Raw genomic sequence first — 25,743 nt, forward strand, 5'->3', positions numbered from 1 at the left:
GGGCAGCCTTGATCGCACTGACTTTGCAAGAAATTGCCGATGCGGTTTCTGGGAACCTTAAGCTTGCGGCGGGATACTCTGCAACAAGTATTGTGAGCGGCGACGCCAAGACGGATTCGCGCGAGGTTAAACCGGGAGAAATTTATTTTGCGCGCCGCGGGCAGGTGACAGACGGGCATCGTTTCATTGGAAACGCGGTAGAGGCCGGTGCGGCGCTAATTATCGGTGAGGATCCGCAAGATAATCTGAGCGTGCCGCAGATAATTGTTGACAGTGCTGACACAGCGCTCGGCAGCTTAGCGAAATACGTCGTCACAAAAGCGAAGCGAGAGCACGGTCTGAAAGTAGTTGCGATAACCGGCTCCAACGGCAAAACTACCACCAAGAATTTGCTTGCCAAGATGCTCGGCCGGCTTGGAAACACAGTCGCATCAGAAAAATCGTTTAACAACGAAGTTGGTGGCCCGCTGACAATGCTGCGCGTCTGTCAGGAAACCGAATACTTAGTTGTTGAAATGGGCGCAAGCGCTCGTGGTGAGATTGCGCTGCTCACCAGTATGGCGCAGCCTGACTACGGCGTTGTTTTGATGGTTGGAAAAGCGCACGCCGGCGGGTTTGGCGGGATCCAGACAACCGCGGCAACCAAGGGTGAAATGGTTGAGGCCCTAACGGCAGAGGGGGTTGCGGTGCTGAACGCAAACGATCCTCTCGTTGCAGCGATGCAGCAGCAGGCGCGCGGCCGTGTGCGCTGGTTCGATGCAACAGGAACAGTGAGTGCCGCAGAAGTGAGCGCCGCAGAGATTACCGTCAGCGCCGCAGGAACTAGCTTCATCCTCACGGTTGATGGAGTCTCAAAACCCGTGAATTTCCCGGTGCTTGGTGAGCACCACGTTGCAAATGCGCTCGCTGCGGCAGCTGTTGCAAGTGATCTTGGTCTAGATCTTCAGAACATTGTGGAAGTGTTGGAAGCTACTGTGCGCCCCGCAAAGTGGCGCATGGAGGTTTCCCAGCTGCCTAACGAAGTAACCCTGATTAACGACGCCTACAACGCGAGCCCTGAGTCTATGGCCGCTGCCCTAAAAACGCTGACACAAATTGCAGATCCCGCGGGGCGGAGCATCGCAGTGCTGGGTGCAATGAGTGAGCTGGGAGATGAATCCGGCCCAGAACACGACCGTATCGGTTTGCTTGCGGTGCGGTTGCGCATCGGGCAGGTTGTTGTCGTTGGTGAAAACAATCGCCGGATGTATATTTCAGCCATCAACGAGGGCGCCTGGAGCGAGTCGGAAGCAAAATATTTCCCCTCTAGCGCAGAGGCTCTCACCTATCTGCGGGATGAAATTAAACCGCACGACACAGTGCTCATCAAATCATCCAACGCTGCCGGACTAAGATTTTTAGGTGACGACCTGAAGGAGGCACTGAGTTGATCGCCGTAGTGCTTGCTGGCATTATCGCGCTGGCTCTGTCGCTGTTTTTCACACCACTGTTTGTGCGAGTGCTGACGAGATTGAGCTGGGGGCAGTTCATTCGTGAAGACGGGCCTGAAAGTCACCACTCAAAGCGCGGCACTCCGACAATGGGGGGCCTCTGGTTTGTGACCGCCGCAGTTTTTGCCTACTTTGTGGCAAAACTAATTGCGGGGGAGACCCCGACTCTGTCAGCCCTGCTCATCTTCTGGCTCTCTCTCGGGTGCGGTCTTGTCGGCTTCATTGATGACTACCTGAAGGTTAAAAAAGAGCAGTCATTGGGCCTTGGCGGCTGGGCTAAGATTATCGGCCAGGTTCTGGTTGGGGGCGTTTTTGCTCTTGTTGCAATTAACTTCCCGAATGATGCCGGCGTTACACCGGCGTCTACAGCGATATCACTGTTTCGTGATACGTCAATCGATTTTTTTGTGATGGGCACAGTTGTCGGCGTGATCCTGTTTGTGCTCTGGATCCTGCTTATTACAACAGCGACCTCCAACGCAGTGAATCTGACAGATGGTCTTGACGGCTTGGCGGCAGGCACCTCAATTCTGGTTTTCTTTGCGTACCTCATTATTAGCTTTTGGCAGTTCTCCCAAAGCTGTGTCTATAAACCAGAAGTGACTGGCTGCTACCAGGTGCGTGACCCGCTCGACCTAGCTGTAGTGGCCGCAGCCTTCGCCGGCGCTTTGGTTGGATTCCTGTGGTGGAACACCTCACCAGCGCTGCTTTATATGGGTGATACCGGTTCGATGGCAATCGGTGGTGCGGTAGCGGGATTTGCGATCCTCACCCGCACTGAACTGCTGCTGATCGTGCTCGGGGGGCTCTTCCTGATGGAAGCCGGATCCGTGATTTTGCAGCGGCTCTACTTTAAAGCAACCGGCGGTAAGCGCATCTTCCTAATGAGCCCGATCCATCACCACTTCGAACTGAAGGGCTGGAAGGAAGTGACAATCGTTGTGCGCTTTTGGATTATCGCTGGCGCGCTGGTGCTGGTTGGTGTTGCGCTCTTCTACGCTGAATGGGTGGTGCTAAGTGGCTAATCTAAGCGCTGACCGGTTAGCCGGTCTCAACAGCTGGTATGCAGATTGGAGAGGTTTGCGGGTGGCCGTGCTCGGGCTCGGCGTCACCGGGTTTTCAGTCGCTGATACACTCGCAGAACTCGGCTCTGAAGTGCGGGTGGTTGCCGGTTCTAACGACCCCGACCGTGAACGCTTATTAGAGGTGATTGGCGCAGATTTTTTTGCCGGCGATGAAGAGGCGATGCTGCGTTCACTGATTGAGTTTGATCCGCATCTGATGGTTATCTCACCAGGTTTCTACCCGGGAAACCCCTTCGACGCCTGGGCCGTAGAAAACGATGTTGCGGTGTGGGGCGATATTGATCTCGCGTGGCGGGTGCGCGACAAAGTGCACGCTGCTGAATGGTTGTGCGTCACCGGAACCAACGGGAAAACCACCACCACCCAGCTCGCTGCGCACATGCTGCTCGCTGCGGGAAAGCGTGTTGCCCCGGTCGGTAACATCGGTGTTCCGGTGCTGGATGCGGTGCGGGACCCTGCGGGCTTTGACGTGTTGGTTGTAGAGCTCTCTAGTTTTCAGCTCGCTCGGGTGCGCGACATAGAGCCACACGCGAGCGTTTGCCTAAATATTGCTGCGGATCATATTGACTGGCACGGAAGCTTTGAACAATACATTGCCGATAAGGCAAATGTATTTGAGCGCACCAAAGCAGCGTGCATCTACAACCGCGCAGACGATAATACTTTGCGCATGGTGGAAAACGCGGATGTGCGCGAGGGGGCGCGGGCGGTTAGTTTCGGCCTAGATGTGCCCCCGGTCTCCGGCTTCGGCGTTGTTGAGGGCTTGCTTGCGGATCGCGGCTACCACCAGGAACGCAAAACCTCAGCGCTTGAAATTGTGACACTGACTGAACTGCAGGAGCGGGGGCTTTTGCAGCCGCACACGATCGAGAATATTTTAGCTGCGACCGCGCTGGTGCGCTCTCTCGATATCGACCCGGCTGCCATACGTGAAGCAATTTTAGGCTTTACACCAGACAGGCACCGCTGCGAGTTAGTGGCGGTCGCTGATGATGTGCGTTGGGTGAACGATTCAAAAGCAACAAATGCGCACGCAGCGAGAGCCAGTCTTGCCACAAGCGAGAGCATTGTGTGGATCGTCGGTGGCCTTTTGAAGGGCGTCGATATTTCTGAGCTTATTGCCAAACATGCGAATCGTCTGCGCGCTGCGATTGTAATTGGGGCAGAGCAGACAGCGGTCACAGAAGCCTTTGCTCAGATGGCACCCGATGTTGCTGTTTATCCGATAGCCGCGCGTGCAGGCCTGCCGGTGATGTTGGAAGCTGTCGCAAAAGCGCAGCAGCTTGCGAAGGCCGGTGATACGGTGCTGCTGGCGCCTGCTGCTGCCTCCATGGATCAGTTTGCCAGTTACGCAGACCGGGGCGAGCAGTTTGTCGCCGCGGTGCGAGAGATTGTTGCAGGTTAGCTATGGCTGAGACGGGCGGGCTCGAAAACAACCTCCGCGGCGTGGTGAGCTGGGTGCGTAAACCACGCGCTAACAGTATTGAATACTGGTTGTGGGTTGTTGTCTGTGGGCTGGTCGGATTCGGCACCCTGATGGTTGCTTCCGCATCGTCGATCACCTCATTCGAGGCGAACCGCAGCCCCTGGGGTGATGGTTTTAGGCACCTTGGATTCGCTATTGCCGGTGTGCTGTTAATGATCGCTGCTGCACGGATTCCGCTGCGCTATTATGAGCGGTTTGCGCCCTTTCTATTTCTGGGTGCCTTTGGTGTGCAACTGTTGGTGTTTACACCCCTGGGCGTTGAGGTTTGGGGCAACCGAAATTGGCTAAGAATCGGCGGCTTCTCTCTGCAACCATCGGAATTTATGAAAATTGCGATGCTGCTCATGGTTGCCTCCTTCGCGGCTGTTCACTTTAAGAAACGGCTGGCCGTGGGGGCAGAGATTATTCGCTATTTGGCTTTAGCAGGTGTCGCGATCGGCCCGGTGATCCTAGGTCACGATCTTGGCACAGCAAGTGTTATGGGATTGGCCTTTGGTGGTGCGCTATTTTTTGGCGGCACACGGTGGAAAACCATCCTCTCGTTCGGGGGTATTCTTGCAGCTTTTGCATTCTTTTTTGTGATTACCAGCCCGAACCGACTGCGGCGCATCATGAGCCTTAGTGGCGGTGGTGATGATTATGTGGGTCTCGACTGGCAACCACTGCACGGCGTGTGGGCACTGGCCAGCGGCGGGCTGGTTGGCGCAGGATTGGGCAACTCAAAAGCTAAATGGCAGTGGCTGCCGGCGGCGGAAAACGACTATATTTTTTCAATCATCGGTGAAGAGCTCGGACTAATTGGCACTGTGTCCGTGATTCTCGCGTACATTGTGCTGTCTGTCTTGCTGGTGCGTGTGATTAGGATCGCCCCGACAGTTTTCGGAAAATCGCTTGTGGGCGGCATTATGGTGTGGATCATCGGCCAGGCGCTGGTGAATATTGCTGTTGTTTTGCGTCTGATGCCGGTGCTCGGTGTGCCGCTGCCGCTGATTTCGATGGGTGGCACCGCGCTTATCTCGTGTCTATCGGCTATGGGAATTGTGATTGCTGTGTTGCGCGATGCAAATAAGCAAAACAGCGGTGATAGTTTAAGCAAATTTGAAGCGTAGGTGGGAAGAAAGAAAACAATGACCGTTTATCTGTTAGCCGGCGGAGGCACCGCAGGCCACGTAAATCCGCTGCTTGCGCTCGCCGAAGTTATTCGAGAGCGCGATCCGCACGCTGAAATTATTGCTTTAGGAACTCTCGAAGGGCTTGAGTCGCGCCTTGTGCCGGAGCGCGGATTTGAGTTGGTGGTGATTCCGCGTCTCCCGTTTCCGCGCCGCCCAAACGCAGCTGCGCTGAAGTTCCCTGCGAAATATCGTTCGGCCGTGCAGCAGGTGCGCCAGTTGATCCGGCACCGCGGTGTTGATGTTGTTGTCGGGTTTGGTGGATATGCCGCCTCTCCCGCTTACAGCGCCGCACGCAAGGAGGGTGTGCCGATTGTTATTCACGAAGCAAACGCAAAGCCCGGTCTGGCAAATAAATTGGGGGCTCGATACACCGATTTTGTTGCTGTGACTTTTGCGAACACACCGCTTAAAAACGCCCGCGTGACCGGAATGCCGTTGCGCCGTGAGATTGAGGCGCTCGACCGCAGAGCCTTACGAAAAGAAGCGTGCGCGCACTTTGGCCTCGATGCAGAGAAGCCAACGCTGCTTGTGACCGGTGGCTCGCTTGGCGCGAAGGGCATAAATGAGGGTGTTTCGCAAAATGCGCAGGAGATTATCGATAGCGGAGCCCAGGTTTTACATATTTGGGGAGGGCTGACTGAGGTCAAAGATCCGAATGTGCCCGGCTATCAGGTGCTGTCCTACTGCGATCGTATGGATCTTGCCTTCAGCGCTGCACACCTGATTGTGTCACGTGCCGGCTCCACCACCGTTAGCGAAATAGCCGGCCTTGGTATTCCCGCAATCTTTGCGCCCTATCGGCACGGTAACGGTGAGCAAGCGCTGAACTGTCAGGTGGTTGTGCAGGCCGGGGGAGCGCTGATGGTTGAGGATCAGGATCTCACAACCGAATTTGTGCGGCACACTTTGATCCCGCTGTTGCACGATAGTGAGAGTCTTGAGGCAATGTCGCAAGCGGCGAAAACGGTCGGGGTGCTTGATGGCGCAGAGCAACTGTTTGCCTTGGTTAGCGAAGCGCTAGCGGCGCGTAATCAGTAACTCTTACGGCAGTCCGCGGTACGCTAGCTAGCATGATTTACCCCGATCTTGACCTAGAGATCCCAGACGATCTCGGTCGCGTCCATTTTGTTGGAATTGGCGGCTCCGGGATGCACGGTATCGCGCGCATGTTGCACGCCCGTGGGGTTTTCGTGACCGGCTCAGATCGTAGCGAAAACGCGGCCACAAAAGCTCTTAAGGAGCTTGGGGTAACCGTGCACATAGGGCATGCTGCTGAGCACGTTGCGGGCGCCGATACGCTGGTTGTTACGGGAGCGCTGTGGCAGGATAATCCGGAATACCAGTACGCCTTGCAAAACAACATTCCCGTGCTGCACCGCTCACAGGCGCTTGCGTGGCTCACCCGTAACCGTCGGCTGGTGGCTGTTGCTGGGGCGCACGGTAAAACAACCTCGACCGGCATGGTTGTTACCGGTCTTCTTGGGGTTGGTGCCGATCCGTCATTTGTGAACGGCGGAGTTATTGAAAGCTTGCGTGTGAGCGCGCGTGACGGAGTTGATGACACCTTCATCATTGAAGCGGATGAGTCGGATCGCTCATTCCTGCTTTATGACACTGCGATTGCGGTGATTACCAACGTTGATCCCGAGCACCTTGATTTTTACGGGTCGCGCGAAAACTTCATGCAGGCCTTTGTTGATTTTGCGCGTGCCGCTTCTGAGGTTGTCATTGCCTCAAGTGACGATCCCGGCACGCAGGAGGTGCTGGCAGCTCTGCCGGAGGCAACCAGGGTTGTGACCTTTGGGCTCGCAGAAACTGCCGATGTGCGAGTCTCCGAGATTGATGTGACCGGTCCGGTTGCTTTTACTGTTACCGCGAACGGCGAGAGTGTTCGCACTCAGCTGCAGGTCTTTGGTGCGCACAATGCGGTTAACGCTGCCGGTGCTGTCGCCACTCTTTTACACCTCGGCTATACCCTGCGAGAGGCTGCGGCAGCGGTTGCAAACTTTGCGGGCACCAAGCGGCGCTTTGAATTTCACGCGGAGATTGGTGGTGTGCGTATTTATGACGACTATGCACACCACCCCACGGAGGTTGCGGCTCTGCTTGCCGCTGCGCGACCTGTCGCGCAGCCGGGCCGGTTGATTGCTGTGCATCAGCCACACCTTTTCTCTCGCACACAACACTTCCATAAAGAGTTTGCCGAGGTGTTAGAGAACGGCGCTGATTACACAATCGTGCTCCCAGTTGACGGCGCACGCGAAGACCCGGTGCCAGGAGTAACCGGCGCGCTTGTGTCGAATGATTTTAATAATCAGGACAGAGTGCGTTATATCGATAACTGGGCTGATGCTGCTGCGCACGTCGCTGAAATAGCTAAGCCTGGAGATCTCTTCGTCACAATGAGCTGCGGATCGGTCTATCAAATAATTCCGCAGCTTGTCGAAGAATTGATTGCTGCAAACCCCGCTGCAGACACGAGGTTAGCGCCGGGCTTTTAAGCGGAAAGTAAACTGATTAGGTGAAGCGACCAAGCGGTTTTGATCGCCCACAGCGCCAAGATTCAGCGTTGTGGGAGAGGAAAGCTGCCCAAACACCTAAAGAAAACGAGACAGAATCGCACGCAAACCCAGTGCCTGATTCTGAATCAGAAACATTAATCATCTCGCCGGCAGAGACCGATTCTGATGAGGCGCGTCTTTTTCGACGCCCTAAAAAGCGGGATGAAGCGCTGCTATTGGCTGTCGAGCGCGCTCACCACCAGCAGCGTGAAGCTTCAGTGTGGGATGCCGATCACCTTGATCCGACTGAAAAAGAGAGCGTAGCAGGCGATGACAGCGAGCGGGGTGGGGTAGCAGCTGCCTCCGCTAAGCTGCGCGAACAGTTTACGGCTCTATGGAACGGCGGTAAAGAGCGCTTACGCGGGCCAGAGAATGTGCGATCCGCAAAACAGGAATTGAAAACGGTGCGGCGGAAGCTTAAGAAGCGCCGCCTGCTAAGCAATTTACGCATAGTCGCGGGCAGACGCAAGCAGTTGCTGCGCGCTGCGATAGTTGGTGGCGCAGTTTTTCTGGTTGCGGGAACTGTTGCGGTTGGTGTGTATACGCCGTTAATGTCAGTGCAGGAATTTGAAATTACCGGCAACAGTGCCATTGAATCGAGTGTGCTTGAAGAGGCACTGCGGCCGCTGCAGGGCAAACCTATTGCGCTTGTGAGCAGCGAGGATGTTGCTGCGGCGCTAGAGCCTTTTGGGCTGGTGCAGCGATACACATACGAGACTGTGCCCCCGCACACCCTGGTTGTCAGAATTCAGGAGCGGCAGGCGGTGCTGGCGCTGGAGAGTGCGGGAAACTTCACCTATGTTGACGCTGCCGGGGTGACGCTGTTTGAGAATGCGGATCCACCAACGGTGCCCGTTGCAAAAGAACAGGCCGCTGTGCCCGGCTCGAAAGGGTTTTTTGCCGCCGCTGAAGTGTTGCGCGATATTGCTCCGGAGTTGCGGGCAGAGATTGCTGAGGTGAGCGCGACCACTTCACAAGATGTGGTGTTCAGGATGCGCGATGGGCTCACTCTGCGGTGGGGCAGCGCCGAAGATACCGCCTTAAAATCAGTGATTTATGCACGGATGCGTGGCGCGCTTGCTGACCGCAGCATTTCAGTTATTGATGTGAGCTCTACTGAATCTCCTGTTTTTGGATAATTTAGATAGTTTTGTCACGCGTCTCGGTGTGTCTGCGCCGACCTAAGTGTGTCTGCAAATAGTTTTTACTTAAAGAACTACTCAGTATATAGTTTAAGGTTCAACCTGAACCTTAAAGTTGTAGCGAAGGGCGCGGAAGTTATGCACAGCATTTCACCGGCGGTGATCAAGGTTGTAGGTGTCGGTGGCGGCGGCGTAAATGCCGTTGACAGGATGATCGCTCGTAACCTGCGTGGCGTCGAGTTTATTGCGATTAACACCGATCAGCAGGCGCTTGATTCAAGCGAAGCAGACGTTAAACTCGATATCGGCCGCGAAAAGACCCGCGGTCTCGGTGCGGGAGCAGACCCAGAAGTTGGGCGTCAGGCAGCTGAAGATCATATTGAAGAGATTGAAGCGGCGGTTTCTGGCGCGGATATGGTGTTTATCACCGCCGGTGAGGGTGGTGGCACAGGCACCGGTGCTGCGCCAGTTGTCGCAAAGGTTGCTAAGTCAATCGGGGCGCTAACAATCGGTGTTGTAACCCGTCCATTCTCGTTTGAGGGGAAGCGCCGCAGCGCACAGGCTGATCTGGGTATTCACCGCTTACGTGAAGAGGTTGACACTCTGATCGTTGTGCCAAACGATCGCCTGCTCGATATTTCAGAGCCTGGAATTAGCATGCTTGATGCGTTTGCTGAGGCAGACCAGGTGCTGTTGGCCGGTGTGCAGGGCATCACCGACCTGATCACAACCCCTGGCGTTATTAACCTAGACTTTGCAGACGTGAAGTCGGTTATGCAGGGCGCTGGAACTGCGCTTATGGGTATTGGTGTTGCGCGCGGCGCAGATCGCGCGATCAAAGCTGCTGAGCACGCGATTAACTCACCTCTCTTGGAAACCGCAATTGAGGGAGCGCACGGTGTGCTCTTCTCGATCCAGGGCTCCTCAAACCTGAGCTTGAGCGAAATTACCGAAGCGTCTTCGCTTGTGCAGGCGGTTGTGCACGAAGAAGCTAACATCATCATCGGTACCATTGTTGATGAGTCCCTTGGTGATGACGTGCGCATCACTGTAATTGCTGCCGGCTTTGACGACCAGGCTGCAAAGCGTAGCGCGCCGCGGCCGGCTGTGCAGCGCGCTGCAGCCCCAGTAGTGGCGGCAGAAGCTGTGAATGAAACCGGCCCGGTTGTTGCGCCAGGCGCTAATGCTACCGGCGGTGTGCCAGATTTTGCTGCCCACCCTGCGCCTTTGGAGCAGCAAATATCAGATCCTGCGTTTGATGCAGATGATGACGATCTAGACATCCCAGATTTCCTGAAGTAATTAGGTATCCGAAAGATTTAATAGGAGCAGAAAATGGCAAATCCAATGAAGAAGGCCATGGTTTACCTTGGGTTAGCTGAGGAAGAACTGGCGCCCAGCGAGAACGAGACTGAGGTTGTTGAGGCCCCTGCAGGTCGCGGTCAGAAGCACCTAACCGAACAGCCTGTCGGAGCCGGAAACGTGACTCCGCTGCACGCGGTCACTCCAACATATAGCGCGCAGGCGCAACCGCTCAGCGAGATCCTGACCGTGCATCCGGCGCACTATGCAGAAGCTCCTGTGATTGCAGAAAATTTCCGCGAGGGCGTTCCCGTCATCATCAATCTGTCGCGCATGAGCGACGTTGACAGCAAGCGTCTAATTGACTTCGCTTCAGGTCTTGTGATGGGTTTGAACGGTCATTTTGAGCGCGTTACTGGAAAGGTTTTCTTGCTCACCCCGGCACATATTGCCGTAGGAGAGCCAGCAGACGAAGAAAACTCAAATGACAGCGGCTCATTCTTTATAGCGCCCGCTGCCCAGTAAATAGCTGTCTCAGATGGGGATACTGGCCGTTGTTATCAGCATCGCGTTCCTTGCGCTGCGCATCTATTTGTATGTGCTCTGGGCGCGCCTGATAATTGACTGGGTGCTGGTCTTAAACCGACGTTTTCGCCCCCGCGGCATAGTATTGGTGCTGTTTGAAATAATTTTTACGGTTACCGATCCGCCGCTAAAGCTGATACGACGCTGGGTAAAACCAGTGCGAGTCGGGGAAGTCATGCTAGACCTGTCCCTGATGATCCTGATGTTCGCAATTATTGTCCTTATGAATGTGCTGACATTTGTTGTGCTGCGCTAGCTATATTTTCTTTAACAGCGGGTAGCGCATAGAATGTTTGCAGACGGTCACAGACCACCACCTGACCAAGAGTAGAAAGATTTAACATGGCCCTCACACCAGAATCAGTTGATTTGAAGAGTTTTTCGATCACGAAATTCCGCGATGGATACGAGATGGATCAGGTCGAGGCTTTTCTTGACGAGGTTGCTGAAGAGCTGAAGAATCGTGATGCTGAAAAGGCAGAGCTGCAGCAGCAAATCGAAGAGCTGACTGCTGAGCTTGAGGCTGCACGTGGTGCTGCTCCTGATCCTGCTGCTGCTCAAGAAGAAACCGCCCCAACCGGCAACGCACGCGCCGCAGAGGCAGAGAAATCAAGCGCAATGCTGCAGATGGCTCTTGAGCTGCACGACAAATATGTGCACGAGGGTGAAACTCAGCGCTCAACCCTTATCGCTGAGGGTGAAGAGACCGCGCAGCGTTTGGTTGACGAGGCGAAGACTGAGCGTGAAGATGTGCTCAACCAGCTCGGTGTCGAGCGCACCAAGCTCGTCGATAAAATTACCGAACTGCGTGAGTACGAAGCAGAGTACCGCTCAACCCTGCGCTCATACATTCAACAGCAGCTGCGCGGCCTGGACGAGGGCGCAGAGCCAGCCGGTGCTCCTGAAGCAGAGTAATTTTCCGCGATGCCTTCTGTAGATTCTCAGCAGGCACCGCCAGTACGACGCCGATCGAAGGCTTTGTTTTCGGTCGGCGTCGCGGCTTTAGTGGTATTAGCTGATCAACTCACAAAACTGATTGCGCTCGACCGGCTGCAACCTGGAAAAGCGGTTCACATTCTCGGTGAGGCCCTGCAGTTTGTGCTGGTGTTTAACCCGGGTGCAGCATTCTCATTTCTCGAGAATGCAACATGGGTCTTCACTCTGCTTTCGACGGTGGTTGTTGTGGTGATTTGCACACAATTAACGAAGATCGTGCGCACAAGTTGGGCTGTCGCTGTTGGGTTGCTGCTTGGTGGTGCTCTAGGGAACCTAATAGACCGTCTATTCCGTGCACCAGGGTTTCCTGAGGGGCATGTGGTTGACTTCGTGTACACCCCGTGGCTGGTGCCTGCGGTCTACAATTTCGCCGACATCGCTCTGACCTTTGCAGTTGTGCTGTTAGTGCTGTTGTCGGTGTTACTGCCGCGTGAGAAGGAACAGGGGTAGCAGTGCAACAAAAACTCACTATTCCTGAGACTCTAGACGGTGTTCGTGCTGACACCGCTGTCGCGGAGCTCACCGGTGTGAGCCGCGCCTGGGCGAGTGAAATAGTTAAGGCTGGAAACCTGACCCGTGCCGGTCATGTCTTGAAGAAGAGCGACAGGCTTTACGTGGGGGAAGTGATAGAGCTTGACTGGTCGGAAAAACCCGATCCGGAAATTGTGCCGCTGGACGTGCCCGAGCTCGCAGTAATTCACGAAGATGACGATATCGTTGTCGTATCCAAACCTGCTGGGGTGGCCGCTCATCCATCATTGGGTTGGGCCGGGCCTACGGTGTTGGGCGTGCTGGCGTTTCGTGGTTTTCAGATAGCGACATCCGGGGCGCACGAGCGACAGGGAATTGTGCATCGATTGGATCAGGGCACAAGCGGTGTTATGACTGTTGCGAAGAGTGAGTATGCCTATTCTGAGTTGAAACGGCAGTTTAAAGCGCGCGAAGTGCACAAAATTTATCACACAGTTGTGCACGGTCATATCGATCCTTTCCGCGGCACGATTGACGCGCCAATCGGTCGGGACAACAGATCAGAGTGGAAGTTTGCGGTAACCGCTGATGGGCGTCACGCCGTGACCCACTACGAGATGTTAGAGATGTTTCCCCATGCGACCCTGCTGGAGGTCGGGTTAGAAACCGGGCGCACTCATCAGATTAGGGTGCACATGTCGTCACTTCGGCACCCCTGTGTTGGTGATATCACTTACGGTGCGGATCCAACTTTGGCTAAAAAACTTGGTCTTGAGCGGCAGTGGCTGCACGCGGTCGAACTTGAATTTACGCACCCGGGATCAGGAGAGCGAGTGACCTTCAAAAGCGATTATTCTCCGGATCTTGCGGCAGCGCTAAAAATATTAGCAACTTAGCAAGTAACATCTCTGCCACTAACACTCAAACAGTTTCTGATTTTCAAAACGGGTAGGCGAAAATGAACGGCGATAATTTTGCGCACCTCCACGTGCACACCGAATATTCAATGCTTGACGGTGCGGCGCGGATTGGTGAGTTGGTGCAAGCGGCGGCCGCACAAAATATGCCTGCGATTGCCGTCACCGACCACGGCAATATGTTCGGGGCGTTTGACTTTTGGCGGCAGGCAAAAGACGCTGGTATTAAGCCGATAATCGGTATCGAAGCATACCTGACACCGGGCACACCCCGCAGTGTTCGCGAGCCAAACTTTTTCGGTAATGGCGGCCCCGACGATGTCTCCGGTAAGGGTGCCTACACACACATGACGATGCTGGCAGAGACAACTCAGGGAATGCACAACCTGTTTCGCCTCTCAACCTATTCATCGCTTGAGGGTCAATACTTCAAACCGCGGATGGATGTTGAGCTGTTAGAGCGTTATGCGAAAGGAATTATCGCCACCACAGGGTGCCCATCGGGGGAGATTCAAACCCGACTGCGATTAGGGCAGTACGAAGAAGCCCGTGCAGCAGCGGCGCGTTTCCAAGACATTTTCGGGAAGGATAATTTCTTTGCCGAAATTATGGATCACGGTCTCGAAATCGAAAGGCGGGTCACAAAAGACCTGCTCAGACTGGCGAAAGAATTAAACATTCCGCTCGTCGGCACTAATGACCTGCACTACACGCATCAGCACGATGCAACCAGCCATGAGGCGCTATTGTGCGTGCAGTCGGGATCCACGATCGATGATCCAAACCGATTTAAATTTGACGGTGACGGCTACTACCTGAAGTCTGCCGCCGAGATGCGACACCTCTTACGCGATTTTCCTGCAGCCTGCGACAACACTCTGTTAATCGCTGAACGGTGTAACGCTGAATTTAATCAGAGCGCAAACTTTATGCCGCACTTTCCTGTGCCGGATGGCGAGAGCGAAGAAAGCTGGTTCATTAAAGAGGTTGAACGCGGCCTTAAGTATCGGTATCCGCAAGGGATCTCAGACGAGGTGCGCAAACAGGCCGAGTATGAGACCGAAGTTATCACCCAAATGGGTTTTCCCGGCTATTTCTTGGTGGTTGCCGACTTTATCAACTGGGCGAAGGACAACGGTATCCGGGTCGGCCCCGGCCGTGGTTCGGGGGCTGGCTCAATGGCGGCGTATGCGATGCGCATCACCGACCTCGATCCGCTAGAACACGGGTTGATATTTGAGCGATTCCTAAACCCCGATCGTGTCAGCATGCCAGACTTCGACGTGGATTTCGACGATCGTAGACGTGGGGAAGTGATCCAATACGTCACAGAAAAATACGGTGATGAGCGGGTGGCGCAGATCGTCACATACGGCACGATCAAGTCAAAACAGGCGCTGAAAGACGCCGGCCGTGTGCTGGGATACCCATTCTCCGTTGGTGAGAAACTGACAAAGGCGATGCCGCCGGCGGTAATGGGTAAAGATATTCCACTCTCCGGTATTTTTGATGGCTCGCATCCGCGACACAAAGAAGCCGCTGAGATCAGAGATTTGATTCAGACCGACCCGGACTATCAACGAGTGTTTGAGACAGCCACGGGGCTTGAAGGGCTGAAACGGCAGTGGGGCGTGCACGCGGCCGGTGTGATTATGTCGAGCGATCCGCTAGTCGACATTATTCCGCTCATGAAGCGCGAAGCTGACGGTCAAATTATTACGCAGTTTGACTACCCGACGTGTGAGGGTCTCGGGCTTATTAAGATGGACTTCTTAGGGCTGAGAAACCTCACAATCATCTCGGATGCGATCGAGAATATTAAGTTGAATCGAGGTTTTGATCTCGATCTAGAAGCCCTCGAATTAGACGATCGCGCCTCCTACGAGCTGCTGGCGCGTGGTGACACACTAGGGGTTTTCCAATTGGACGGTGGGCCAATGCGATCCCTTTTGCGCCTTATGAAGCCGGACAACTTTGAAGATATTTCTGCTGTGCTGGCGCTCTATCGACCCGGCCCGATGGGCGCTGATTCACACACCAACTACGCGCTAAGAAAAAACGGCAAGCAGGAGATTGTGCCGATCCACCCGGAGCTTGCTGAGCCGCTCGCGGACATTCTCGACACAACCTACGGTCTGATTATTTATCAAGAGCAGGTTATGGCGATCGCGCAAAGAGTTGCTGGATACTCGCTCGGTCAGGCTGATATTTTACGCCGCGCGATGGGTAAGAAAAAGAAAGCTGAGCTGGATAAACAGTTCACAGGGTTTGCTGCTGGTATGCAGGAACGCGGCTACTCAATGCAGGCGGTGCAGACACTGTGGGATATTTTGCTGCCGTTTTCAGATTACGCATTCAATAAAGCTCACTCTGCTGCATACGGTGTGATTAGCTACTGGACCGCGTACCTGAAAGCGCACTACCCGGCGGAGTATATGGCTGCGCTGCTGACGAGCGTTGGCAACAAAGATAAAGATAAGCTAGCCCTGTATTTGAATGAGTGCCGCCGGATGGGCATCTCAGTGCTGGCCCCCGACGTGAATGAATCTGTGCAGAACTTTTCAGCGGTCGGCGAGGAAATCCGGTTCGGGCTGGGTGCTGTTAGAAACGTTGGTCACAACGTAGTGCAGGGAATTATTGACGGGCGCAAGCAGGCAAAATATGACACCTTTAGTAGTTTTGTGAAAGCAGTGCCCGTGCACGTCTTGAACAAGCGCACAGTAGAGTCGCTGATTAAGGCGGGGGCGTTTGACAGCCTTGGCAAAACACGTCGCTCTCTTGTGGAAGCTCATGAGGGGCTGATTGAGCAGGGCATTCGAGATAAAAAGGATGCCGCAAGTGGCAACATCGGTTTCGATTTTGATTCACTGTTTGCAGAAGCGAATGCGGCCGATGATGACAGCCCTGCGAGCGTCGATCAGATTGTGGATCTGCCGGAATATTCAAAGCGCGACAAACTAGCTTTTGAGCGTGAGATGATAGGCCTCTATGTGTCGGATCACCCGCTCAGCGGTCTTGACGATGTGCTGGCGCGCGAGTGCACCCACCAGGTTTTGCAGGTTATCGGTGAAGAGTCGGATATGGACGGTGAAACCGTAACGCTTGCCGGTCTGCTTACAAGCGTGGAGCTGCGCACCGCGAAGAGCGGCAAAATGTACGGTATGGCGGCGCTGGAAGACTACTCCGGTGAAATTGAAGTGCTCTTTATGGGGAACACATTTCAGGAGTATCGAGCCAAGCTGATTGCAGACTCAGTCGTATCGATCCGCGGGCGCCTTAATAAGCGAGACGATAAAGTCAGTATGCACGCTTACAGCATCACTAATGTGAATGTCGCAAACGCTGGCACAGTGCAACCAGTGACAGTGCGCATTCCTGATGCAAAAGCCACAGAGCGCGCGATTCAGGAACTGCAGCGCATTGTGCAGCGGCATCGCGGATCTAGCGATGTTTTTCTGGAACTGGAATTACCCAACGGTCAACTGCGGCGCTTCCAACTGCGTGAGCGGGTGCGGGCAGCAACAGATTTATTCGGTGAGCTGAAAGCGCTTTTCGGTAAATCTTGTATTGTGAGCGATAGTGTTGGTAATGGGTGACCCACAAGCCGCTAGATCGAAGATGGTGCACAGATGAGCAAAACAAAGCAGTTAGAAATAGGTCGCGCTTTGCATGTTTCGAGCCGCATTGATCCGGCCGCTGAGGTGCAGCGTCGCATCGACTTTATGGTTGACTATTTGCGTGCGGCAGGGCCTGCAAAGGGTTTTGTGCTCGGCATTTCTGGTGGCCAAGATTCAACGCTTGCCGGGCGACTTGCGCAACTGGCTGTCAATAAACTGCGAGAAGCGGGTGAGGAGGCAACATTTGTTGCTGTCCGCCTACCCTATGGTGTGCAGCGTGACGAGGAAGATGCACAGGCAGCGCTCAGCTTTATTGAGCCGGATACCGTTCTTACGGTAGATATAAAACCGAGCGTGGATGCCCTGGTGCAGGCGATTGAAACTGCTGCCGCCGCTGTTGGTGACGGTGCACGAATGACAGATTTCAATAAAGGTAACCTGAAGGCACGGGCGCGGATGCTGGTGCAGTATGCCATCGCGGGGGATCGGGGCTTGCTGGTGATCGGCACCGATCATGCGGCTGAAGCGATCACAGGATTCTATACGAAACACGGCGACGGTGCTGCGGATCTAGTTCCTCTGCAGGGGCTGACTAAGGCCCAGGGTGCAGAACTATTGGCAGCTCTTGGAGCAGATGCGCGTTTCTGGCAGAAAAAGCCGACCGCTGATCTGTTAGACAGCGATCCCGGTCAGACAGACGAAGACGCCCTAGGCGTTAGCTACACCGAAATTGACCGCTATCTCACAGGTGAGCAGGTGGCTGATAGGGTGCGTGAGAATTTAGAGCGACGCTATGCGATAAGCGAACATAAGCGGCAGCTGCCGCCGGGGCCAAATGACACTTGGTGGCGTGAAAATTAGGAGGAAAAATGACGGTAGAAAGCGCTAAAGCAGAGCAAACTTTCATTCTTGGCGGCGGTTGTTTCTGGTGTCTGGACGCCGCCTATCGTGCGCTTAAAGGTGTAACGCAGGTGGTGTCCGGCTATGCGGGTGGTGTAACCGAAAACCCGAGCTATAAAGAGGTTTGCACGGGCAATACGGGACACGCAGAAGTTGTTGCGGTAACCTTCGACCCTGAGGTAATTCCAGCTGAGGTGATTTTGGACGCGTACTTTACAATGCACGATCCGCGGCAGTTGAACCGTCAGGGTAATGATGTCGGCACCCAATATCGGTCTGAAATGTTCTTTGCTGATGATGAACAGCGTGAGCTGTTTACCGCAGCTAGAGAGCGCGCAGCCGAATTCTGGGGTGGGGGGATCGTTACTGTGATCAGTAAGGCCGAGAATTTTTATGCAGCGGAAGAGTATCATCAAGATTTCTTCGCTAAAAACCCCGGTCAGGGATACTGCCTCGCAGTTGCTGTTCCAAAGGTTAACAAGGTGCGGGCGCGGTTCGCAGAGTATCAAAAATAGTCACCGCAATTTTCTTACAGGTTAGCACCCGAAACAGGCGCTGTTAGTGCTGGGCTGCAGTGGGCACGACATGGATTAGTCACTCTGTTTGTAACCGATCCGGTTTGAGACTGTTGTCCACAGATTTTGGCTGCGGCCGCAGTTTTTTCACTTCTGCTGCGAGACTTCTGCTTACGCGGGAGGAGACAAGGGCACGGCGCCTCCCGCGCCCTAAACAGATTCTCGATGCCCAGAAGTGAAGGTAAATCATGAGCGCGCACGTGACAGTGGTTGGTACGGTTGCAAACATTCCACGGGTGTTTAAATTTGCAAACGGTAGTTCTAAAACAAGTTTCCGCATCGCTGAAAGCGAGAGACGTTGGAATAGGGCAACCGCGAAGTGGGTCGAAACAGAGACGAACTGGTACACGGTAAATGTGCCGGGAAATTTTGGAATAAATGTCTCTGAGTCAATCTCAAAAGGAAATCGCATTATTGTCACCGGCAAACTGCGCACACGGCAGTGGGAAACCGAACAGGGCCAGCGCGGGATCAGCGTAGAAATAGATGCAGACGGTTTTGGCCTCGACTTAAGATTCGGGATCAGCAGATTTACAAGAGTTGTGCGCAGTGAACACTTAGATGCGGGCAGTGAAGCGCATGACAACCATGCGGCTGAGCAACCTGGTAGCAGCGAAAATTTTGCTTCGCACCCCCTAGAAGCGCAGAGCGAAGAAACAGTAACGGAACAGGCAGAGCCGATAGCAGCCTGAATGATTCAGCTAGCTCCGGGTAGCGCCACCGAGGGCCCACTTAGAATAAGAGTATGCATGTAGCTTCAAATCGTTCATCTCTCGGGATCCTCGGTGGTGCTGTCTTAGCGTTTACAGCTTTCGGGCTGACGGGATGCTCTGCCGTTGAGACACTTTACGGTTCTGGGGCAGAGCCTAGGCAACACGAGGTTGACTCAAACGCTGAATTTGTTGCGGGAGGCAGCGCCGAAGAGAATCTCGCCTACTTCACGAAGCAGGCTGACGATTACTCTAAATCGAGTTCACCAATTGACGGGCGAAGCATAGTAGACCACTTTGTTGCCGCGGGTTTTGACAAAACTGCAATGCAGGTAAGTCTCGATAAAACAGCCCTCTCTGATAATGCAGATTCAATATTTGCCTCTGTGCGCATAAACTCCCAGTGTCTGATCGCGCAATTTGAGGTTAGTGACCGGACATATCAGGTTGATATTGCGCCAGTGCTGTTAGCTGGGGAGAGCGGCTACTGCCTGATTGGTGAAACCCGCCCAATCGACTGGTAGATTAAGTGCCCTACACTTGTAAATGACCATTTTTCCAAGACATAAAAGGTAGAGCCCAAGAATATGGCTGAATATATTTACCAGATGGTGCGAGCTCGTAAGGCGCACGGTGACAAGGTAATTCTTGATGATGTTTCGATGTCGTTTTTCCCCGGCGCGAAGATCGGTATGGTTGGCCCGAACGGCGCGGGTAAGTCAACGATTTTGAAAATTATGGCCGGACGCGACACCCCGTCTAACGGAGAGGCCAAACTGACACCGGGGTACACCGTCGGTATTCTGATGCAGGAGCCAGAGCTTGATGAAGAGCTCACCGTGCTTGAAAACGTGCAGCAGGGCGTTGGAGAGATTAAGGCAAAGATCGACCGCTTTAATGAGATCAGCGCCGAAATGGCTAATCCAGACGCAGACTATGATGCGCTACTGCCAGAAATGGGTGAGCTGCAGGAGGCAATCGACGCACTAGATGCGTGGGATCTCGATAACCAGCTCGAGCAGGCAATGGATGCGCTGCGCTGCCCGCCGTCTGACGCGATTGTTGCAAATCTTTCTGGTGGTGAGAAACGTCGTGTGGCGCTGTGCAAGCTGCTCTTGGAAAAACCTGATCTGCTGCTTCTTGATGAGCCAACCAACCACCTCGACGCTGAAAGCGTGCTGTGGCTGGAACAGCACCTGCAAAAGTACCCTGGCGCGGTAATCGCGATTACCCACGACCGCTACTTCCTCGACCACGTAGCAGAGTGGATCGCAGAAGTAGACCGCGGTCACCTGCACCCTTATGAGGGTAACTACTCTACCTATCTTGAAAAGAAGGCAGAAAGACTGCAGGTGCAGGGGAAGAAAGACGCAAAACTCCAGAAGCGCCTCAAAGAGGAACTAGAGTGGGTGCGCTCGAACACCAAGGGGCGTCAGGCAAAGTCGAAAGCCCGTTTGGCACGCTACGAAGAAATGGCTGCGGAAGCCGAGCGCACACGGAAGCTTGACTTTGAAGAAATTCAAATTCCGCCAGGGCCGCGCCTGGGCAACCTCGTGCTTGAAGCAAAAGACCTGAAAAAGGGTTTCGGGGAGCGTGTGCTCATCGAAAATTTGAGCTTCTCACTGCCGCGCAACGGCATCGTCGGCATTATCGGCCCGAACGGTGTTGGTAAGTCGACGCTCTTTAAAACCATCGTTGGTCTTGAAGAGCTTGACGGTGGCGACCTGAAAATCGGCGAGACTGTGAAGCTGAGCTACGTTGACCAGAATCGTGCAGGAATTGATGCAAAGAAATCTGTTTGGGAGGTTGTGTCAGACGGCCGCGACTTTATCCAAGTGGGTCAGGTTGAGATCCCGTCACGCGCATACGTTTCAAGTTTCGGTTTTAAAGGCCCGGATCAACAGAAGCAGGCAGGGGTGCTTTCCGGTGGTGAGCGCAACCGCTTGAATCTGGCGCTCACCTTGAAGCAGGGAGGCAATGTCCTGCTGCTCGACGAGCCGACCAACGACCTTGATGTGGAAACTCTTGCGAGTCTTGAAAACGCACTCCTAGAGTTCCCCGGCTGTGCAGTAGTGATTACACACGATCGCTGGTTCCTCGACCGTGTTGCAACGCACATTCTGGCATATGAGGGCACCGCAGAGGATCCGGCAAACTGGTATTGGTATGAAGGCAACTTCGAAGGTTACGAGAAGAACAAGATTGATCGTCTCGGCCCTGAGGCTGCAAAACCATCCCGTGTGACCTATCGCAAGCTGTCACGCGATTAAAAGCCGCCAAAATTGCAGCAGTGTGGCCCCGTCGAGCCTCTCGTTGGGGCCACCCCTATTAGGGAGGACGCATGCCCAAAGCACACGTTGACATCGAATTACGCTGGGGCGACCAAGACGCCTACGGTCACATCAACAATGTCGCTTTTGCACGCTACTTAGAGGAAGCGCGCGTGCGTCTTTTCTGGATGGGCACCGCACGTGAAGATACCGGTCTTGACGGTCATTTTCGCGGCAGTAAACCCGAAGATCCGAAAATGCTTGTAGCTGCGCAGCAGATTGAGTTCGTGCGTGTGCTCGAGTATTCAGCATCTCCGATTACCGTTGCGATGTGGATCGGGAAACTCGGCGGGTCAAGCCTTGAAGTGCACTACGAAATAATCGACAACTCTGAAGCGCAGCAGCAGATCGTTGCGCGTGCCATCACCACAGTAGTGATTGTCGACGGCCTGACAATGCGCCCAACGCGTTTGACCGGCCAAGGGCGCGCGGCGGCTGAGCGGTGGCGTGACGAACCCCTGAAACTGGGGCGTTAATTACGAGCGTTAGTGCTCTGCGGTTATGAACTCACGAAGCAGAGCTGTGAACTTTTCGGGTTGCTCAGAGTGCACCCAGTGCCCGGCATCTGCAACAGTAACCGGCACCACATCTGGAAACAGTTCCTGCATCCGCGGTAAATGCCGCGGCTGAATATAGTTTGAGTCTGCGCCAGCAACCCATAGCACCGGCCCCTCATACTGTTTCCCGGCGGGAGCATCGAAAGCGCCAATCGCAGAAAGCTCGCGAAGCAGCATTTGAAGATTTGGCTGCCATTTGAAACCGTCCACCTCGCGCTGCAAATTCTGGAGCAGAAAAGCGCGCGTGCCGTAGTTTGGGATTGCTTCTGTAAGAGCCCTGTCGGCATCTGCGCGGCTCTTGATAGACAGTAAATCGAGCTCAGCCAGCGCACCAAGAAGATGCTTAAACTCTGACATATCTGACTGACTAACAGGGGAGATATCGACAACGGTTAATGACTGCACAATTTCTGGATATTCGAGGGCAATAAGCATTGCCACTTTGCCGCCCATCGAATGCCCAACCAGATGAAACTTCCCGTGTGCGGCGAAGGCCTCATGCTGCCGTACAGCGGAAACCACCGCCTGCGCCATCTCGCCGTAGTTAAAACTATTAGTCCACTCAGACTCACCATGATTTGGTTGATCAACCAGCAGCGATGAAGTCACATCTTTTACCGACTTAGCCGTCTGTGCGAGGTTTTTCCCGCGCCCCATCAGCCCGTGCAGGAATACGGTAAGCGCGGATCCGCCCGGGATGAACTCCATGTGAATTGCCATGTTCACATCCTATCCGGGCAGGTTAAACTGGTGCGGTGGCTGAGTCTCTGCGTTTTCCAGATATGCGATATGTGCGAGATTTTGAGTTATTCTTGCGCAGATTTGTCGCGTTAGACGGGGCGGGTGCGCTGCGACTGACCACAAAGCGTGTGCATAAGCAGCTTGTTTTGGGGGTGACCGGCTGTGTGTTGGCGCCGCACTCGCTGCTCGACGATACACCTGTTATTCTCGGCGTGCGCGGATTCAAGCTTGCTGCTGGCGTGGAAGATCTGGACGCGGTGTATCAGTTGCGTGCGCTAAGCGAACGACTGCCGCGTCTTGCAGAACCGCAGCTGCCGCTTCCACCAACAGAAACCACGTCCGTGTGGGCGGGTATCGCCCCGCCGCAGACGGGCTGGCGTGCGCAGGGGGTTGTCTCAGCAGCTTCCCTCAGCGAGGTGGCGAAAACAGGTGCGCAGCAGATTGCAAACGCGCTCCCTGAAAATCCAGGAGAGCTTTTGGTGCAGAAACTGCGAGAAGAGGTGTGGGCCCGCGAAATTTTGCCGCAGGTGCCGGCCGGAGCGGCATTCGCGCTAGACACACTCGGGTTTTTGCACGGGAGCTCAGACGTCAAACTGCTCAGCGCTAATGGCTGGTTGCGTTTGGAGGCAAAGGGCGGATCGGTGCTAGTGCGGCTTTGAGTTAATCGCGGCAATAAACTAGAATGAGTGGGTTATTAAAACTTTTTAGGAGCTAGCATGTCTGCCAACAAAGGCATTATTGAGCCGCCGATTGACGAGTTGCTGAAACAGGTTGAGTCAAAGTATTCACTTGTCGCTTTCTCTGCACAGCGTGCGCGTCAGATCAACGACTATTACGCAGATCTGCAGGAGGGGCAGCTTGGCGATAACATTGGCCCGCTCGTTGATCATGGAATCGACGACAAGCCTTTAACTATTGCACTGCGTGAGATTGCTGAGGGCAAGCTCGAACTCAACACTCGCGAAGCAAACTAAAACCGTAAAAGTAATAGAGGCGCCGGGTAACCTTTGGTTGTACCCGGCGTTTTGGTTTTAGAGAGGGAGGTGTGGCAGCTTGCGCAGCGAGATGGCGAATCTTGTTCCTGCTGGCCAAGTGCCAACAGTTGCTGCGGTGCTGTTGGATTCACGGCTGCCGCAGCTCGATCAGCTCTTTGATTATGCCGTGACACCTGAGATGGCGGCTCAGATAAAGGTCGGGCAGCGCGTGAAAGTTCCGCTCAGATCGCAGAGCAGAAGCAGCTTTGGCTGGGTTATTCGCCTGGCAACGAACACTGCATATGACGGCATTCTGCAGCCGGTGACGCAGATTCTAGGAGAACCAGCGGTTTTAACCGCAGAGGTGTGGGATCTCGTAAACCACTGCGCTGATCGGGCGGCGGGAAACGCCAGTGATCTATTGCGCTTTGCAATTCCGTCACGCCACGTGCGAGCCGAAAAAGCGTTTTTAAAAGAAGTATCTGCCGCGCCAAGCGATGATGACAGCCCGCCCGCGCTGAGAGGCGTGTGGGAGAGCGCTGTAACCCCAACCTCGGTAATAGACGAGATTACAGCAAAGCTTCAAGCTGGCAGCTGTTTGAGCTTCGAAATGAATCACGGTATGGATCAACTGCCCAACTCTCTGTGGGTGCAGGGATGGGCGGCAACCCTAGCCTTGCTCGCTGAAAGAGAAATACGTGAGGGGCGCTCAATTATTATTTGTGTGCCCGACTATCGTGATCTGAATCAGCTCGCAGCGGCCTTGCGCGCGCTGGTTGCAGCGCGGGTGACGCGCGTAGACGCAAAACAGTCAAAGGAAGATAGATATCGCGCCCACCTTGAATGCTTAACAGAGGTGCCGCGTGTAATTATTGGAAACAGAGCAGCTGTGCTTGCGCCCGCGCACAACCTTGGAACTATTGTGATTTGGGATGAAGCCGATCCGCTCCTGCAATTTCCCAAAGCGCCCTATATGCACAGCAGAGATATCGCATTGGTGCGGCAGAGCCAAACAGGCTGCGCAGTGCTGAGCGCCGGCTACAGTCGTTCAGTTGCGATACAGAGGCTGGTTGAGATCGGGATCTTTGAGACGGCAGCTAATCCGCCGAAACGCACCACTGTGCGGGCGCTTGAATCTTTGCCGGCAGAGCGCACAGGCGGGCGCATCTCGAGCGGGGTTGTGGTCGCAATCCGTGCGGGTCTTGAAACAGGCCCGGTGCTGATACAGGTTTCTAAACCCGGTTACGCACTCGCCGGCAGCTGCGCGCGCTGTAAAACTCCTGCCCGCTGTGCAAACTGCACCGGCCCCCTAAGCAAAACTTCGTTAACCGCTGAGATCAGCTGCCTGTGGTGTCTGGAAACTTTCACACACTGGCGCTGCACGGAGTGTCGTGGCACACAGCTCCAGCTGCGAGGAGCGGGGAGTGAACGCACTGTTGAGCAGCTGAGCGTTACCTTCCCTGGTGTGCCGCTCGTACTGTCTGACGGCACCCACCCTGTGCAACTGGTGAGCGGTGATCCCGCCATTGTTGTTGCAACACCTGGTGCTGAACCGGTTGCTGCAGCAGGATATGCGGCTGTGGTGTTGTTGGATGCAGAAAACATGCTGCAGATACCGACGCTCAGCATCTCTGAAGACTGTTTACGCTGGTGGGAGAATGCTGCTGCAAAGGCTCGCGGTGATGGGATATGCTACATCTCCCGCGAACTCGGTGGAGTGACTGAGGTTTTTCTTAGAGGCACGCTGATTGCTTGGCTGCGCTCCGAGCTGGCGCTGCGCAACTCTTTGCGCTTTCCTCCTGCGGTGCGTGTTGCCTCAGTTGAGGGGACTCACACAGAGGTTGAAACTGCGCTCGCAAAACTTACCGAATTTACTGCATACGATGTGCTGCCGCCGGTAAAAATGTCGAATGGTGCATGGCGCGCAATCGTTCGGTTTAGCTATGCCATCGGCGCAGAAGTCGCTAGAACACTGCGCGCTGCGGTGGTTGCAGCAGCCGCTGGCCGGCAGGGAAGCCGGGCCAGACCGCGCACCCGCGCCCCAGAACTGTTAAGAGTGCGGATGGACGATCAGACAGTTTTCGATGCATACACCCGCACTGTCACAGAGGCACCGGAAGAATTAGGCTAGA

The 25,743-nt window shown here is 54.5% G+C and carries 24 protein-coding genes; 23 read left to right on the top strand and 1 reads right to left on the bottom strand.

Annotated elements, in window-relative coordinates:
- Positions 1–8: 8 nt before the first annotated feature.
- The 20 genes from HCQ99_RS00140 to HCQ99_RS00235 all read left to right on the top strand — a co-directional run bounded on the left by HCQ99_RS00140 (position 9) and on the right by HCQ99_RS00235 (position 21,815).
- Positions 9–1,430 carry a UDP-N-acetylmuramoyl-tripeptide--D-alanyl-D-alanine ligase gene (locus HCQ99_RS00140; protein WP_166984557.1) on the top strand — a complete coding sequence of 474 codons (1,422 nt, stop codon included), beginning with the start codon at positions 9–11 and terminating at the stop codon, positions 1,428–1,430.
- Positions 1,427–2,515: a phospho-N-acetylmuramoyl-pentapeptide-transferase gene (gene mraY / locus HCQ99_RS00145; protein ID WP_166984558.1), complete on the top strand. Its 1,089-nt coding sequence runs from the start codon at positions 1,427–1,429 to the stop codon at positions 2,513–2,515. Before HCQ99_RS00140 ends, mraY begins: the two co-directional genes overlap by 4 nt.
- Positions 2,508–3,980: a UDP-N-acetylmuramoyl-L-alanine--D-glutamate ligase gene (gene murD, locus HCQ99_RS00150; RefSeq protein ID WP_166984559.1), complete on the top strand. Its 1,473-nt coding sequence runs from the start codon at positions 2,508–2,510 to the stop codon at positions 3,978–3,980. The genes mraY and murD overlap by 8 nt, the downstream gene beginning before the upstream one ends.
- Positions 3,981–3,982: 2 nt before the next feature.
- Positions 3,983–5,170, top strand: a complete 1,188-nt coding sequence (locus tag HCQ99_RS00155; protein ID WP_166984560.1) for an FtsW/RodA/SpoVE family cell cycle protein — start codon at positions 3,983–3,985, stop codon at positions 5,168–5,170.
- An 18-nt stretch (positions 5,171–5,188) separates the two neighbouring features.
- Positions 5,189–6,271, top strand: a complete 1,083-nt coding sequence (locus HCQ99_RS00160; protein ID WP_166984561.1) for a UDP-N-acetylglucosamine--N-acetylmuramyl-(pentapeptide) pyrophosphoryl-undecaprenol N-acetylglucosamine transferase — start codon at positions 5,189–5,191, stop codon at positions 6,269–6,271.
- A gap of 32 nt (positions 6,272–6,303) precedes the next feature.
- Entirely contained in the window at positions 6,304–7,734 is a 1,431-nt protein-coding gene (murC, locus tag HCQ99_RS00165; RefSeq protein WP_166984562.1) for a UDP-N-acetylmuramate--L-alanine ligase, read from the top strand.
- A 20-nt stretch (positions 7,735–7,754) separates the two neighbouring features.
- Positions 7,755–8,933 carry a cell division protein FtsQ/DivIB gene (locus tag HCQ99_RS00170; protein WP_166984563.1) on the top strand — a complete coding sequence of 393 codons (1,179 nt, stop codon included), beginning with the start codon at positions 7,755–7,757 and terminating at the stop codon, positions 8,931–8,933.
- Between the two features lie 141 nt (positions 8,934–9,074).
- Positions 9,075–10,238, top strand: a complete 1,164-nt coding sequence (ftsZ, locus tag HCQ99_RS00175; RefSeq protein WP_166984564.1) for a cell division protein FtsZ — start codon at positions 9,075–9,077, stop codon at positions 10,236–10,238.
- 33 nt (positions 10,239–10,271) lie between these two features.
- Positions 10,272–10,763 carry a cell division protein SepF gene (locus tag HCQ99_RS00180; RefSeq protein WP_166984565.1) on the top strand — a complete coding sequence of 164 codons (492 nt, stop codon included), beginning with the start codon at positions 10,272–10,274 and terminating at the stop codon, positions 10,761–10,763.
- A gap of 13 nt (positions 10,764–10,776) precedes the next feature.
- Positions 10,777–11,079 carry a YggT family protein gene (locus tag HCQ99_RS00185; RefSeq protein WP_243854510.1) on the top strand — a complete coding sequence of 101 codons (303 nt, stop codon included), beginning with the start codon at positions 10,777–10,779 and terminating at the stop codon, positions 11,077–11,079.
- 86 nt (positions 11,080–11,165) lie between these two features.
- Entirely contained in the window at positions 11,166–11,738 is a 573-nt protein-coding gene (locus HCQ99_RS00190; RefSeq protein ID WP_166984566.1) for a DivIVA domain-containing protein, read from the top strand.
- 9 nt (positions 11,739–11,747) lie between these two features.
- The gene (gene lspA / locus HCQ99_RS00195) at positions 11,748–12,269 is read left to right on the top strand and encodes a signal peptidase II (RefSeq protein WP_279586866.1); all 522 of its coding nucleotides are present in this window, start codon (positions 11,748–11,750) and stop codon (positions 12,267–12,269) included.
- A gap of 2 nt (positions 12,270–12,271) precedes the next feature.
- Complete coding sequence (locus HCQ99_RS00200; protein WP_166984568.1) at positions 12,272–13,186, top strand: RluA family pseudouridine synthase; 915 nt, start codon at positions 12,272–12,274, stop codon at positions 13,184–13,186.
- A 62-nt stretch (positions 13,187–13,248) separates the two neighbouring features.
- Complete coding sequence (gene dnaE, locus HCQ99_RS00205) at positions 13,249–16,803, top strand: DNA polymerase III subunit alpha (protein ID WP_166984569.1); 3,555 nt, start codon at positions 13,249–13,251, stop codon at positions 16,801–16,803.
- Between the two features lie 33 nt (positions 16,804–16,836).
- Positions 16,837–17,685: an ammonia-dependent NAD(+) synthetase gene (nadE, locus tag HCQ99_RS00210; protein ID WP_166984570.1), complete on the top strand. Its 849-nt coding sequence runs from the start codon at positions 16,837–16,839 to the stop codon at positions 17,683–17,685.
- Between the two features lie 8 nt (positions 17,686–17,693).
- On the top strand, positions 17,694–18,239 hold the full coding sequence (msrA, locus tag HCQ99_RS00215; protein ID WP_166984571.1) for a peptide-methionine (S)-S-oxide reductase MsrA: 546 nt from the start codon (positions 17,694–17,696) through the stop codon (positions 18,237–18,239).
- Between the two features lie 248 nt (positions 18,240–18,487).
- On the top strand, positions 18,488–18,991 hold the full coding sequence (ssb, locus tag HCQ99_RS00220; RefSeq protein ID WP_166984572.1) for a single-stranded DNA-binding protein: 504 nt from the start codon (positions 18,488–18,490) through the stop codon (positions 18,989–18,991).
- A gap of 53 nt (positions 18,992–19,044) precedes the next feature.
- Positions 19,045–19,533 (top strand): DUF6993 domain-containing protein, encoded by a 489-nt coding sequence (locus tag HCQ99_RS00225; protein WP_166984573.1) that lies wholly within the window; start codon positions 19,045–19,047, stop codon positions 19,531–19,533.
- Positions 19,534–19,596: 63 nt separating this feature from the next.
- Positions 19,597–21,279 carry an energy-dependent translational throttle protein EttA gene (ettA, locus tag HCQ99_RS00230; RefSeq protein ID WP_166984574.1) on the top strand — a complete coding sequence of 561 codons (1,683 nt, stop codon included), beginning with the start codon at positions 19,597–19,599 and terminating at the stop codon, positions 21,277–21,279.
- A 71-nt stretch (positions 21,280–21,350) separates the two neighbouring features.
- The gene (locus HCQ99_RS00235) at positions 21,351–21,815 is read left to right on the top strand and encodes an acyl-CoA thioesterase (RefSeq protein ID WP_166984575.1); all 465 of its coding nucleotides are present in this window, start codon (positions 21,351–21,353) and stop codon (positions 21,813–21,815) included.
- A gap of 9 nt (positions 21,816–21,824) precedes the next feature.
- Here the strand turns inward: HCQ99_RS00235 and HCQ99_RS00240 are convergent, their stop codons facing one another.
- Complete coding sequence (locus tag HCQ99_RS00240) at positions 21,825–22,616, bottom strand: alpha/beta hydrolase (protein WP_166984576.1); 792 nt, start codon at positions 22,614–22,616, stop codon at positions 21,825–21,827.
- Positions 22,617–22,651: 35 nt separating this feature from the next.
- Here HCQ99_RS00240 and HCQ99_RS00245 point away from each other — a divergent pair, with 35 nt between their 5' ends.
- The 3 genes from HCQ99_RS00245 to HCQ99_RS00255 all read left to right on the top strand — a co-directional run bounded on the left by HCQ99_RS00245 (position 22,652) and on the right by HCQ99_RS00255 (position 25,742).
- A complete protein-coding gene (locus tag HCQ99_RS00245) occupies positions 22,652–23,296 on the top strand; it encodes a DUF8185 domain-containing protein (RefSeq protein ID WP_166984577.1) in 645 nt (214 codons plus the stop codon).
- A gap of 57 nt (positions 23,297–23,353) precedes the next feature.
- Positions 23,354–23,611 carry a DNA-directed RNA polymerase subunit omega gene (rpoZ, locus tag HCQ99_RS00250; protein WP_166984578.1) on the top strand — a complete coding sequence of 86 codons (258 nt, stop codon included), beginning with the start codon at positions 23,354–23,356 and terminating at the stop codon, positions 23,609–23,611.
- A 91-nt stretch (positions 23,612–23,702) separates the two neighbouring features.
- Complete coding sequence (locus tag HCQ99_RS00255; RefSeq protein WP_166984579.1) at positions 23,703–25,742, top strand: primosomal protein N' family DNA-binding protein; 2,040 nt, start codon at positions 23,703–23,705, stop codon at positions 25,740–25,742.
- The last annotated feature ends 1 nt before the right edge of the window (position 25,743 follow it).

Source organism: Canibacter zhoujuaniae, assembly GCF_011752015.1.
GTDB classification, from domain to species: Bacteria; Actinomycetota; Actinomycetes; order Actinomycetales; family Microbacteriaceae; genus Canibacter; species Canibacter zhoujuaniae.

Excerpts from the sequence above, each read along its gene's own strand:
- HCQ99_RS00180 (WP_166984565.1), top strand. The coding sequence starts at position 10,272 with ATGGCAAATCCAATGAAGAAGGCCATGGTTTACCTTGGGTTAGCTGAG.
- dnaE (WP_166984569.1), top strand. The coding sequence starts at position 13,249 with ATGAACGGCGATAATTTTGCGCACCTCCACGTGCACACCGAATATTCA.
- murC (WP_166984562.1), top strand. The coding sequence starts at position 6,304 with ATGATTTACCCCGATCTTGACCTAGAGATCCCAGACGATCTCGGTCGC.
- ftsZ (WP_166984564.1), top strand. The coding sequence starts at position 9,075 with ATGCACAGCATTTCACCGGCGGTGATCAAGGTTGTAGGTGTCGGTGGC.
- HCQ99_RS00155 (WP_166984560.1), top strand. The coding sequence starts at position 3,983 with ATGGCTGAGACGGGCGGGCTCGAAAACAACCTCCGCGGCGTGGTGAGC.
- HCQ99_RS00255 (WP_166984579.1), top strand. The coding sequence starts at position 23,703 with ATGGCGAATCTTGTTCCTGCTGGCCAAGTGCCAACAGTTGCTGCGGTG.
- HCQ99_RS00240 (WP_166984576.1), bottom strand. The coding sequence starts at position 22,616 with ATGGCAATTCACATGGAGTTCATCCCGGGCGGATCCGCGCTTACCGTA.
- ettA (WP_166984574.1), top strand. The coding sequence starts at position 19,597 with ATGGCTGAATATATTTACCAGATGGTGCGAGCTCGTAAGGCGCACGGT.
- nadE (WP_166984570.1), top strand. The coding sequence starts at position 16,837 with ATGAGCAAAACAAAGCAGTTAGAAATAGGTCGCGCTTTGCATGTTTCG.
- HCQ99_RS00190 (WP_166984566.1), top strand. The coding sequence starts at position 11,166 with ATGGCCCTCACACCAGAATCAGTTGATTTGAAGAGTTTTTCGATCACG.
- rpoZ (WP_166984578.1), top strand. The coding sequence starts at position 23,354 with ATGTCTGCCAACAAAGGCATTATTGAGCCGCCGATTGACGAGTTGCTG.
- msrA (WP_166984571.1), top strand. The coding sequence starts at position 17,694 with ATGACGGTAGAAAGCGCTAAAGCAGAGCAAACTTTCATTCTTGGCGGC.
- lspA (WP_279586866.1), top strand. The coding sequence starts at position 11,748 with ATGCCTTCTGTAGATTCTCAGCAGGCACCGCCAGTACGACGCCGATCG.
- HCQ99_RS00160 (WP_166984561.1), top strand. The coding sequence starts at position 5,189 with ATGACCGTTTATCTGTTAGCCGGCGGAGGCACCGCAGGCCACGTAAAT.
- HCQ99_RS00225 (WP_166984573.1), top strand. The coding sequence starts at position 19,045 with ATGCATGTAGCTTCAAATCGTTCATCTCTCGGGATCCTCGGTGGTGCT.
- HCQ99_RS00235 (WP_166984575.1), top strand. The coding sequence starts at position 21,351 with ATGCCCAAAGCACACGTTGACATCGAATTACGCTGGGGCGACCAAGAC.
- HCQ99_RS00185 (WP_243854510.1), top strand. The coding sequence starts at position 10,777 with ATGGGGATACTGGCCGTTGTTATCAGCATCGCGTTCCTTGCGCTGCGC.
- ssb (WP_166984572.1), top strand. The coding sequence starts at position 18,488 with ATGAGCGCGCACGTGACAGTGGTTGGTACGGTTGCAAACATTCCACGG.